The sequence below is a fragment of the Pseudomonas trutticola BRTCR10 genome, from assembly GCF_056155105.1.
Window position 1 is genome coordinate 1,907,771 of record NZ_CM149552.1, and the last position, 12,188, is coordinate 1,919,958.

9 protein-coding genes are annotated in these 12,188 nt (G+C 58.0%); 7 read left to right on the forward strand and 2 right to left on the reverse strand.

Features of this window, described 5'->3' with window-relative positions:
• Window positions 1–432: 432 nt before the first annotated feature.
• Complete coding sequence (locus tag ACVVH8_RS08560; RefSeq protein WP_475229492.1) at window positions 433–1,005, reverse strand: hypothetical protein; 573 nt, start codon at window positions 1,003–1,005, stop codon at window positions 433–435.
• Between the two features lie 352 nt (window positions 1,006–1,357).
• Complete coding sequence (gene gltA / locus ACVVH8_RS08565) at window positions 1,358–2,647, reverse strand: citrate synthase (protein ID WP_003222994.1); 1,290 nt, start codon at window positions 2,645–2,647, stop codon at window positions 1,358–1,360.
• Between the two features lie 362 nt (window positions 2,648–3,009).
• Between gltA and sdhC the strand changes: the two genes are divergently transcribed.
• From sdhC to lpdA, 7 genes are all read left to right on the forward strand, one after another.
• Window positions 3,010–3,384: a succinate dehydrogenase, cytochrome b556 subunit gene (gene sdhC, locus ACVVH8_RS08570; RefSeq protein ID WP_045122948.1), complete on the forward strand. Its 375-nt coding sequence runs from the start codon at window positions 3,010–3,012 to the stop codon at window positions 3,382–3,384.
• Window positions 3,378–3,746 (forward strand): succinate dehydrogenase, hydrophobic membrane anchor protein, encoded by a 369-nt coding sequence (sdhD, locus tag ACVVH8_RS08575; protein WP_007919900.1) that lies wholly within the window; start codon window positions 3,378–3,380, stop codon window positions 3,744–3,746. Before sdhC ends, sdhD begins: the two co-directional genes overlap by 7 nt.
• Window positions 3,747–3,749: 3 nt before the next feature.
• Window positions 3,750–5,522, forward strand: a complete 1,773-nt coding sequence (gene sdhA, locus ACVVH8_RS08580; protein WP_007919889.1) for a succinate dehydrogenase flavoprotein subunit — start codon at window positions 3,750–3,752, stop codon at window positions 5,520–5,522.
• Window positions 5,523–5,533: 11 nt separating this feature from the next.
• Window positions 5,534–6,238: a succinate dehydrogenase iron-sulfur subunit gene (locus tag ACVVH8_RS08585; protein WP_038364054.1), complete on the forward strand. Its 705-nt coding sequence runs from the start codon at window positions 5,534–5,536 to the stop codon at window positions 6,236–6,238.
• Window positions 6,239–6,497: 259 nt separating this feature from the next.
• Window positions 6,498–9,329: a 2-oxoglutarate dehydrogenase E1 component gene (locus ACVVH8_RS08590; RefSeq protein ID WP_103307283.1), complete on the forward strand. Its 2,832-nt coding sequence runs from the start codon at window positions 6,498–6,500 to the stop codon at window positions 9,327–9,329.
• Window positions 9,330–9,371: 42 nt separating this feature from the next.
• Window positions 9,372–10,595 (forward strand): 2-oxoglutarate dehydrogenase complex dihydrolipoyllysine-residue succinyltransferase, encoded by a 1,224-nt coding sequence (gene odhB, locus ACVVH8_RS08595; RefSeq protein ID WP_103307282.1) that lies wholly within the window; start codon window positions 9,372–9,374, stop codon window positions 10,593–10,595.
• Window positions 10,596–10,692: 97 nt separating this feature from the next.
• Window positions 10,693–12,129 carry a dihydrolipoyl dehydrogenase gene (lpdA, locus tag ACVVH8_RS08600; RefSeq protein WP_102356807.1) on the forward strand — a complete coding sequence of 479 codons (1,437 nt, stop codon included), beginning with the start codon at window positions 10,693–10,695 and terminating at the stop codon, window positions 12,127–12,129.
• Window positions 12,130–12,188: the final 59 nt, after the last annotated feature.

The following is a 12,188-nucleotide window of genomic DNA, read 5'->3' on the forward strand; positions in this document are numbered from 1 at the left end:
CCCGGATGGACACCGTAGCGAGGGAACACTGAGCCTAGGCGAAGTGCCGTACGTCCGGGAGCAGCCCTTTTGGTTACTTTTGGGGCGTTTGCCAAAAGTGACCCGCCGTAAGGGCGGAACCCTAATCAGCCGTTACCGCAGCAACGGATATGCTCCCAAACCCCAAACCCCAAACCCAAAGACCCCAAGACCCCAAGACCCCAAGCAAATCGCAGANGGTTCCGCCCTTACGGCGGGTCACTTTTTCCAGACGCCGAAAAAGTAACCAAAAAGGCTTTACCCTGACGTACGGCCCTCGCTGTGGCTCGGGTTCCTTCGCTGCGTGATCGATCCGGGGGTCATCGCCTCCGGTTTGCTTCGCTGCACCTCCTCTCGATGTGTTTGGCTGCGCCAAACGGTCGCTGCGCTCCCACCCCGGATCAATCCCTCCGCTCAGCCTGCCGACGGGCGCTTAAGATCAAGAGCGGTACTCGAGCTAACGCTCATTGTGTTGAGTGGGGCGGCATGCGCCGCGTGCGGGGGTGTACTCATTTTTTTTGTGGGAGCTGGCTTGCCTGCGATGGCGGCCTGATAGCCGACCTGTTTATGTCGGTTGTACTCCACCTCTGTGGGAGCTTGCTTGCCAGTGATGGCGGCCTGATAGCCGACCTGTTTCTGTCGGTTGTACTCCACCCCTGTGGGAGCTGGCTTGCCAGCGATGGCGACCTGACAGCCGACCTGTTTCTGTCGGTTGTACTCCACTCCTGTGGGAGCTTGCTTGCCAGTGATGGCGGCCTGACAGCCGACCTGTTTCTGTCGGTTGTACTTCACCCCTGTGGGAGCTAGCTTGCCAGCGATGGCGACCTGACATTCGACCAAGCTCTGGCGGTTGTACTCATGCCTTGTAGGCACTGCCGAAGGCTGCAATCTTTTGATTGGCTTTGGCTTTGGCTTTGGCTTTGGCTTTGGCTGTTGATCCTGCTCTTGATCTTCAGGCCCATCGGCAGGCCGAGCGGAGGTGTTCATCCGGGGTAGGCGCGCAGCGCCGTGCGGCGAAGCCGCATTCATCGAGAGGAGGTGCAGCGAAGCAAACCGGAGGCGATGCCCCCGGATGGACACCGTAGCGAGGGAACACTGAGCCTAGGCGAAGTGCCGTACGTCCGGGAGCAGCCCTTTTGGTTACTTTTGGGGCGTTTGCCAAAAGTGACCCGCCGTAAGGGCGGAACCCTAAGCAGCCATCACCGCAGCAACGGATATGCTCACAATTCCCAAACCCCCAAACCCCCAAACCCCCAAACCCCCAGACAAACAAAAACGGCCTCCATATAAATAGAGGCCGTCCCCGTTACAAACTTAAGACGTCATCGCAAGACAAGTCTTATTTGCGGTCTTCCAGCTTGGTAATGTCACGCGACTCGTAACCAGTGTACAACTGGCGCGGACGGCCAATCTTGTACGGGCTGGAGAGCATTTCTTTCCAGTGGGAGATCCAGCCAACAGTACGCGCCAGCGCAAAGATCACGGTGAACATGCTGGTCGGAATGCCGATCGCCTTGAGGATGATCCCCGAGTAGAAGTCGACGTTCGGGTACAGCGAGCGTTCGATGAAGTACGGGTCGGTCAGCGCGATCTCTTCCAGGCGCATGGCCAGTTCGAGTTGCGGATCGTTGTTGATGCCCAGTTCCTTCAGTACTTCGTCGCAGGTCTGCTTCATTACAGTCGCGCGAGGGTCGCGGTTCTTGTAAACGCGGTGACCGAAGCCCATCAGTTTGAACGGATCGTTCTTGTCCTTGGCCTTGGCGATGAACTTGTCGATGTTCGAAACATCGCCAATCTCGTCAAGCATGGTCAGAACGGCTTCGTTTGCACCGCCGTGGGCAGGGCCCCACAGTGCGGCGATACCGGCGGCGATACAGGCGAACGGGTTGGCACCCGAAGAGCCGGCCAGACGCACGGTGGAAGTCGATGCGTTCTGCTCGTGGTCGGCATGGAGGATGAAGATCCGGTCCATAGCCTTGGCGAGTACCGGGCTGATCGGTTTGATCTCGCACGGGGTGTTGAACATCATGTGCAGGAAGTTTTCCGCGTACGTCAGGTCGTTGCGCGGGTACATCATGGGTTGGCCCATGGAGTACTTGTAAACCATCGCTGCCAGGGTCGGCATCTTGGCAACCAGGCGGATCGCGGAGATTTCGCGATGCTGCGGGTTATTGATGTCGAGGGAGTCGTGGTAGAAGGCCGAGAGGGCGCCGACTACGCCGCACATGACGGCCATCGGGTGGGCGTCGCGACGGAAGCCGTTGAAGAAGGTTTTCAGCTGCTCGTGAACCATGGTGTGGTTTTTCACGGTGCTGACGAACTGGGCCTTCTGTTCTGCTGTCGGCAGTTCGCCGTTGAGCAGCAGGTAGCAGGTTTCCAGGTAGTCCGACTTTTCAGCCAGCTGTTCGATCGGGTAGCCGCGGTGCAACAGAATGCCGTTGTCGCCGTCGATATAGGTGATCTTCGATTCGCACGAAGCGGTCGACATGAAACCAGGGTCGAAAGTGAAGCGGCCCGTGGCCGTCAGGCCCCGAACATCGATTACATCGGGACCAACGGTGCCGGTTAAAATGGGCAGCTCGACGGGGGCTGCGCCCTCGATGATCAACTGCGCTTTTTTGTCAGCCATGTGGCCTCCTATTTATGCTTGAACCATCAGACAGACCCCCCACGCAGGGCCCGCACCACTATAGTGAGATAAATTCGAATGTCAATTTGCCTAAAGTCTTGCTCCAGAAGGCTTTAAGCGTACTTTTTCCTCGAAATTGACTGCCATTTACGCCTTTTATACGACTTGTGCAATCAGCTATTTGGGGTAGGTGATTGCGTTGTCATTAGTAGCCTAACTGTCTATACTCGGCCACCGACCGCCAAGGGCTTTTGGGCCTGCTTTATTGGGGGTCGCATCCCTGGGTGGTGGTTACCTGACCAGTGCACTCCCCAACAACTTTGCCCTGATTGTTAGGGGCTCTTCAGTGTGAAAAAAAAGCCGTGAAAAGCCAACGACCTGTAAACCTAGACCTAAGGACCATCAAACTCCCCATCACCGGCGTTACGTCGTTTCTTCACCGTGTTTCCGGCATCATCCTCTTCCTGGGCCTTGGCTTCATGCTTTATGCATTGGGCAAATCCCTGGGTTCCGAGGAAGGCTTTGCCGAAGTGAAGGCATGCTTGACCAGCCCGCTGGCCAAGTTCGTAGCATGGGGCCTCCTGTCCGCTCTGCTGTATCACCTGGTAGCCGGTGTGCGCCACTTGATCATGGATATGGGCATCGGTGAGACGCTGGAAGGCGGCCGCCTGGGCTCGAAAATCATCATCGCCATTTCCGTGGTGCTGATCGTTCTGGCAGGAGTTTGGATATGGTAACCAGCGTTACGAACCTTTCGCGTTCGGGCCTCTATGACTGGATGGCGCAACGTGTGTCTGCGGTTGTTCTCGCGGCTTATTTCATCTTCCTGATCGGATACCTTGCAGCGAATCCGGGCATTGGCTACGACCAGTGGCACGGCCTGTTCGCTCACAACGGGATGCGTATCTTCAGTCTGCTGGCCCTCGTTGCCCTTGGCGCTCACGCCTGGGTCGGCATGTGGACCATCGCGACCGACTACCTGACGCCAATGGCGCTGGGCAAGTCCGCGACCGCAGTACGTTTCCTTTTCCAGGCAGTTTGCGGCATCGCGATGTTCGCTTACTTCGTCTGGGGTGTGCAGATTCTCTGGGGTATCTGATTCATGGCTAACATTCCAACGATTTCTTTCGACGCCATCATTATTGGTGGTGGCGGTGCCGGCATGCGCGCTGCGCTGCAACTGGCACAGGGTGGTCACAAGACTGCCGTGATCACCAAGGTTTTCCCGACCCGTTCGCACACTGTATCCGCCCAGGGCGGCATCACTTGCGCGATCGCGTCCGCTGACCCGAACGATGACTGGCGCTGGCACATGTACGATACCGTCAAGGGTTCCGACTACATCGGTGACCAGGACGCTATCGAGTACATGTGTCAGGAAGGCCCGGCTGCCGTTTTCGAGCTGGACCACATGGGTCTGCCGTTCTCGCGTACCGAGCAAGGCCGTATCTACCAGCGTCCATTCGGTGGTCAGTCCAAGGACTACGGTAAGGGCGGTCAGGCTGCACGTACCTGCGCAGCTTCCGACCGTACCGGTCACGCTCTGCTGCACACCCTTTATCAGGGCAACCTGAAAGCCGGTACCACGTTCCTGAACGAGTACTACGCTGTTGATCTGGTGAAAAACCAGGAAGGCGAATTCGTCGGTGTGATCGCAATCTGCATCGAAACCGGCGAAACCACCTACATCCGCGCCAAGGCCACCGTATTGGCTACCGGCGGTGCAGGTCGTATCTACGCTTCCACCACCAACGCCCTGATCAATACCGGTGACGGCGTCGGCATGGCTCTGCGTGCTGGCGTGCCGGTACAAGATATCGAAATGTGGCAGTTCCACCCGACCGGCATCGCCGGCGCCGGTGTTCTGGTAACTGAAGGTTGCCGTGGTGAAGGTGGTTACCTGATCAACAAGCACGGCGAGCGTTTCATGGAGCGTTATGCTCCGAACGCCAAAGACCTTGCCGGTCGTGACGTGGTTGCTCGCTCGATGGTTAAAGAAATCATCGCCGGCAACGGTTGCGGTCCGAATGGCGACCACGTAATGCTCAAACTCGACCACTTGGGCGAGGAAGTGTTGCACAGCCGTCTGCCAGGCATCTGCGAACTGTCGAAGACTTTCGCTCACGTTGACCCGGTGGTTGCTCCGGTTCCGGTTGTTCCGACTTGCCACTATATGATGGGCGGCGTTGCCACCAACATTCATGGCCAGGCGATCACCCAGAACGCCGAAGGCGTGGACCAGATCATTCCTGGTCTGTTCGCGGTAGGTGAAGTGGCTTGCGTATCGGTTCACGGTGCCAACCGTCTGGGCGGCAACTCGCTGCTCGACCTGGTGGTATTCGGCCGCGCTGCCGGCCTGCACCTGGAAAAAGCGCTGACCGACGGCATCGAATACGACGACGCTACCGAAGCCGACATCGAAGCTGCCCTGTCGCGTCTGAACGCGCTGAACAGCCGTACTGATGGCGAAGACGTGGCAACCCTGCGTCGCGAGCTGCAAAGCTGCATGCAGAACTACTTCGGCGTATTCCGTACCGGCGAATACATGCAGAAAGGTATCGCTCAGCTCGCAGATCTGCGTACCCGCATCGCCAACGTGAAGATCAACGATAAGTCGCAGGCGTTCAACACTGCCCGTATCGAAGCGCTGGAGCTGCAAAACCTGCTGGAAGTGGCTGAAGCTACCGCCATCGCTGCCGAAGTACGTAAAGAGTCCCGCGGCGCTCACGCCCGTGAAGACTTCGAAGATCGTGACGACGAAAACTGGTTGTGCCACACCCTGTACTTCCCGGGTGACAAGCGCGTCACCAAACGTGCCGTGAACTTCTCGCCGAAGACTGTTCCGACTTTCGAACCTAAAGTCCGGACTTATTAAGGGTGACCGCCATGTTGCAAGTCAGTGTTTATCGCTACAACCCTGATCAGGACGCTGCGCCGTTCATGCAGGAATTCCAGGTCGATACCGGTGGTAAAGACCTGATGGTGCTGGATGTGCTGGCGCTGATCAAAGAGCAGGACGAGGGTTTCTCCTATCGTCGCTCTTGCCGTGAAGGCGTCTGCGGCTCCGACGGCATGAACATCAACGGCAAGAACGGTCTGGCGTGCATCACGCCGCTGTCCGCCGTTGTAAAAGGTAACAAGTTGATCGTTCGTCCACTGCCAGGTTTGCCGGTTATCCGTGACCTGGTCGTCGATATGAGCATCTTCTACAAGCAATACGAGAAGGTGAAGCCTTACCTGCAGAACGACACGCCGGCTCCGGCCATCGAGCGTCTGCAGTCGCCAGAAGAGCGTGAAAAGCTCGACGGTCTGTACGAGTGCATTTTGTGCGCTTGCTGCTCGACCTCTTGCCCGTCCTTCTGGTGGAACCCGGACAAGTTCCTGGGTCCAGCTGCACTGCTGCAAGCCTACCGCTTCCTGGCAGACAGCCGTGACACCAAGACCAACGAGCGTCTGGCTTCGCTCGATGACCCGTTCAGCGTATTCCGCTGCCGGGGCATCATGAACTGCGTCAACGTATGTCCGAAAGGCCTGAACCCGACTAAGGCCATCGGTCACATCCGTAACATGCTGCTTTCGAGCGGCGTGTGATTCAGCTGCTGTAACCGTAGAACCGCTGTACCGAAGAGGCTGTGGCGCGGGCTTCAACCCGCGTCATGGCTATAACCAGAGCAGCAGCCATAAGCTGCGGCTCTTATTTTGAAGAAATGAGACAAGCAGGGGCATCCGGGCTGGTACCCGGACTATCAGCGTGATCCTAGGTGGCTTGTTTTGGTCGCTGCATTCGGACTTCTGCAAGTTTGCTCGGTGTCGACGCCGATGGTGTTCCCCTAACCGAGGGTGACCAAGCATGCAAGAAAGCGTGATGCAGCGCATGTGGAACAGCGCCTACCTTTCAGGTGGAAACGCTGCCTATGTGGAAGAGCTTTATGAGCTCTACCTGCACGACCCTAACGCTGTGCCAGAAGAGTGGCGCACCTACTTTCAGAAGTTGCCTGCCGACGGCAACTCTGCCACTGATGTTTCGCACTCCACAATTCGCGATCATTTTGTGCTGCTGGCAAAGAACCAGCGCCGCGCCCAACCGGTTTCCGCCGGCAGCGTGAGCAGTGAGCACGAGAAGAAGCAAGTTGAAGTGCTGCGATTGATCCAGGCCTACCGTATGCGTGGCCACCAGGCAGCCCAGCTTGACCCGCTGGGGCTGTGGCAGCGTCCTGCACCTGCAGACCTGTCGATCAATCATTACGGCTTGACCAATGCCGATCTTGATACGACCTTCCGTGCCGGCGACCTGTTCATCGGCAAAGAGGAAGCGAGCCTACGCGAAATTCACGAAGCGTTGCAGCAGACATATTGCCGCACCATCGGCGCTGAATTTACGCATATCACCGATTCCGAGCAGCGCCAGTGGTTCCAGCAGCGTCTGGAAAGCGTGCGTGGTCGTCCGACGTACTCCGCCGACATCAAGAGCCACCTGCTTGAGCGCGTGACTGCCGGTGAAGGCCTGGAAAAATACCTGGGCACCAAATACCCGGGCACCAAGCGTTTCGGTCTGGAAGGCGGTGAAAGCCTGATTCCGATGCTCGACGAACTGATCCAGCGTTCCGGTTCCTACGGCACCAAGGAAGTCGTCATCGGCATGGCCCACCGTGGCCGTCTGAACGTGCTGGTCAACACCTTCGGCAAGAACCCGCGCGAGCTGTTCGACGAGTTCGAAGGCAAGAAGAAGGTCGAGCTGGGTTCCGGTGACGTTAAATACCACCAGGGCTTCTCGTCCAACGTGATGACCACTGGCGGTGAAGTTCACCTGGCCATGGCGTTCAACCCGTCCCACCTGGAAATCGTTTCCCCGGTGGTCGAAGGTTCGGTTCGCGCCCGTCAGGATCGTCGTAACGACCAGACCGGTGAGAAGGTTCTGCCGATCTCCATCCACGGTGACGCTGCATTCGCAGGTCAGGGTGTGGTCATGGAAACCTTCCAGATGTCGCAGACCCGCGGTTTCAAAACCGGCGGCACCGTGCACATCGTGATCAACAACCAGGTGGGTTTCACCATCAGCAACCCGCTTGACTCGCGTTCCACCGAGTACGCCACCGACGTTGCGAAGATGATCCAGGCGCCGATTCTCCATGTGAATGGCGATGATCCGGAAGCCGTGTTGTTCGTGACCCAGCTGGCTATCGACTACCGCATGCAGTTCAAGCGTGACGTGGTGATCGACCTGGTCTGCTACCGTCGTCGCGGCCACAACGAGGCCGACGAGCCTAGCGGCACCCAGCCGCTGATGTATCAGCAGATCACCAAGCAGCGCACCACCCGTGAGCTGTACGCTGATCGTCTGACTCAGTCCGGTGTACTGGACGCTGAGCGTGTTCAGGCCAAGGTCGACGAGTATCGCAACGCGCTGGACAACGGTTTGCACGTTGTGAAATCGCTGGTCAAAGAGCCGAACAAAGAGCTGTTCGTGGACTGGCGTCCGTATCTGGGCCACGCCTGGACTGCGCGTCACGACACTCGCTTTGATCTGAAGACCCTGCAAGAACTGTCTGCCAAGCTGCTGGAAATTCCGGAAGGCTTCGTGGTTCAGCGTCAGGTTGCGAAGATCTACGAAGACCGTCAGAAGATGCAAGCCGGCGGCCTGCCGATCAACTGGGGTTACGCCGAAACCATGGCATACGCGACCCTGGCGTTCGAAGGTCACCCGATCCGCATGACGGGTCAGGACATCGGCCGCGGTACGTTCTCGCACCGTCACGCTGTTCTGCACAACCAGAAAGATGCCGGCACCTATATTCCGCTGCAGCACCTGTACGACGGTCAGCCACGTTTTGACCTGTACGACTCGTTCCTGTCGGAAGAAGCGGTATTGGCGTTCGAATACGGTTACTCGACCACCACGCCAAATGCGTTGGTGATCTGGGAAGCCCAGTTCGGCGACTTCGCCAACGGTGCACAGGTTGTTATCGACCAGTTCATCACCAGCGGCGAACACAAGTGGGGCCGTCTCTGTGGTCTGACCATGTTGCTGCCACACGGTTACGAAGGCCAGGGTCCCGAGCACTCCTCGGCACGTCTGGAGCGTTACCTGCAGCTGTGCGCCGAGCACAACATTCAGGTAGCCGTACCGACCACGCCGGCACAGATCTACCACTTGCTGCGTCGTCAGGTGATTCGCCCGCTGCGCAAGCCGCTGGTCGTGCTGACGCCGAAGTCGCTGCTGCGCCACAAGCTGGCCATCTCGACGCTGGAAGATCTGGCCGAAGGTTCGTTCCAGACCGTGATCCCGGAAATCGATGCCCTGGACCCGAAAAAGGTCGAGCGCGTTGTTCTGTGCAGCGGCAAGGTTTACTACGACCTGCTGGAAAAACGCCGTGCCGAAGGCCGCGAAGATATCGCCATCGTGCGTATCGAGCAGTTGTACCCATTCCCTGAGGACGACTTGAAAGAAGTCCTGGCTCCTTATACCAACGTCAAACATGCCGTTTGGTGTCAGGAAGAGCCGATGAACCAGGGCGCCTGGTACTGCAGCCAGCACCACTTGCGCCGCAGCATCAGCAACCTCAACAAATCTCTCGTACTTGAGTACGCGGGCCGTGAGGCTTCTGCTGCACCTGCTTGTGGTTACGCATCGATGCACGCCGAGCAGCAGGAAAAACTGCTGCAAGACGCGTTTACCGTTTAACGCCTTCGCGCACCTGAAACCGAATTTAAGGAACCACAGATAATGGCTATCGAGATCAAAGCCCCCACTTTCCCGGAATCGGTTGCCGATGGCACCGTTGCCACCTGGCACAAAAAACCGGGCGACGCTGTCAAGCGCGACGATCTGATCGTAGACATCGAAACTGACAAAGTCGTACTGGAAGTTCTGGCTACTGCCGACGGCGTGCTGGGCGCAATCGTCAAGAACGAAGGCGACACCGTTCTGTCCGACGAAGTCCTGGGCTCCATCGAAGCGGGCGGCGCTGCTGCCGCTGCTCCAGCCGCCGCTGCTGCTCCGGCCGCTGCTGCCGCTGCACCGGCTGCTGCCGAAGGCGAAGACGATCCTGTTGCTGCACCGGCTGCGCGCAAGCTGGCTGAAGAAAACGGCATCAACATCGCTTCCGTTGCCGGCACCGGCAAAGGCGGTCGTGTGACCAAGGAAGACGTGGTTGCAGCTGTTGCTGCCAAGAAAGCCGCTCCGGCTGCCGCGCCTGCCAAGGCTGCTGCTCCTTCGGCTGCCGCTCCTGTGTTCGCCGCTGGCGACCGCATCGAGAAGCGCGTACCGATGACCCGCGTGCGTGCCACCGTGGCCAAGCGTCTGGTTGAAGCTCAGTCGAACATGGCGATGCTGACCACTTTCAACGAAGTCGACATGACCGAAGTCATGGCTCTGCGTTCGAAGTACAAGGACCTGTTCGAGAAGTCCCACAACGGCGTACGCCTGGGCTTCATGTCGTTCTTCGTGAAAGCAGCTACCGAAGCGCTGAAACGCTTCCCGGCTGTCAACGCGTCGATCGACGGCGGCGACATCGTTTACCACGGCTACGCGGACATCGGCGTTGCCGTTTCCAGCGACCGTGGCCTGGTTGTTCCGGTTCTGCGTAACGCCGAACTGATGAGCCTGGCTGAAATCGAAGGCGGCATCGCCACTTTCGGCAAGAAAGCCCGTGACGGCAAACTGTCGATGGACGAGATGACCGGTGGTACCTTCACCATCACCAACGGTGGTACCTTCGGTTCGATGATGTCGACCCCGATCGTCAACCCGCCGCAGGCAGCGATTCTGGGCATGCACAACATCATCCAGCGTCCTATGGCCATCAACGGTCAGGTCGTTATCCGTCCGATGATGTACCTGGCACTGTCCTACGATCACCGTCTGATCGATGGCAAAGAAGCTGTAACCTTCCTGGTGACCATCAAGAACCTGCTGGAAGATCCGGCTCGTCTGTTGCTGGATATCTGATAGAAGCAGTCGCGGGCTTCAAGTTTCAAGCTGCAGGAAAGGGCAGCTTGGCTTGGAGCGCGCGGCTTGAAGCTTTTCGCTAAAGAGGATTTTTTGAATGTCGCAGAAATTTGACGTAGTAGTGATCGGTGCCGGCCCTGGCGGTTACGTAGCTGCCATCAAGGCCGCGCAGCTGGGTCTGACCACTGCCTGCATCGAGAAGTACACCGACGCCGAAGGCAAGCAAGCCTTGGGCGGTACCTGCCTGAACGTCGGCTGCATTCCTTCCAAGGCGCTGCTGGACAGCTCCTGGAAATACAAGGAAGCCAAAGAAAGCTTCAACGTTCACGGTATCTCGACTGGCGAAGTCAAAATGGACGTCGCTGCGATGGTTGGCCGCAAGGCTGGCATCGTCAAGAACCTGACCGGCGGCGTTGCCACTCTGTTCAAGGCCAACGGCGTTACTTCGATCCAGGGCCACGGCAAACTGCTGGCTGGCAAGAAAGTCGAAGTCACCAAGCCCGACGGCTCGGTTGAAGTCATCGAAGCTGAAAACGTGATCCTGGCTCCAGGCTCGCGTCCAATCGACATTCCACCGGCTCCGGTTGACCAGAAAGTCATCGTTGATTCGACTGGTGCACTGGAATTCCAGACCGTACCTAAACGTCTGGGCGTGATCGGCGCTGGCGTGATCGGCCTGGAACTGGGTTCGGTATGGTCGCGTCTGGGCTCCGAAGTGGTTGTCCTCGAAGCATTGGACACTTTCCTGATGGCAGCGGACACCGCTGTTTCCAAGGAAGCGCTGAAAACCCTGACCAAACAAGGTCTGGACATCAAGCTGGGCGCTCGCGTAACCGGTTCGAAAGTCAACGGCGACGAAGTCGTTGTCAACTACACCGACGCCAACGGCGAACAGACCATCACTTTCGACAAGCTGATCGTAGCCGTTGGTCGCCGTCCGGTGACCACTGATCTGCTGGCTGCCGACAGCGGCGTGACCCTCGACGAGCGCGGTTTCGTGCACGTTGATGATCACTGCGCCACCACCGTACCGGGCGTTTTCGCCATTGGTGACGTGGTTCGCGGCATGATGCTGGCTCACAAGGCATCCGAAGAAGGCATCATGGTTGTCGAGCGCATCAAGGGCCACAAAGCCCAGATGAACTATGACCTGATCCCTTCGGTTATTTATACTCACCCGGAAATCGCGTGGGTTGGCAAAACCGAGCAGGCCTTGAAAGCTGAAGGCGTTGAAGTTAACGTCGGCACCTTCCCGTTCGCCGCTTCCGGCCGTGCCATGGCCGCCAACGATACCGGTGGTTTCGTCAAGGTCATCGCTGATGCCAAGACTGACCGCGTATTGGGCGTGCACGTGATTGGCCCGAGCGCTGCAGAACTGGTTCAGCAGGGCGCGATCGGTATGGAATTCGGCACCAGCGCTGAAGATCTGGGCATGATGGTTTTCTCCCATCCGACCCTGTCTGAAGCCTTGCACGAAGCTGCTTTGGCTGTGAATGGCGGCGCCATCCACATTGCCAACCGCAAGAAGCGTTAAGACACAATAAGAAACCACGGCGGTAACGGCCCGTCGTGAGCCTTGCGAGCAAGTCTCAC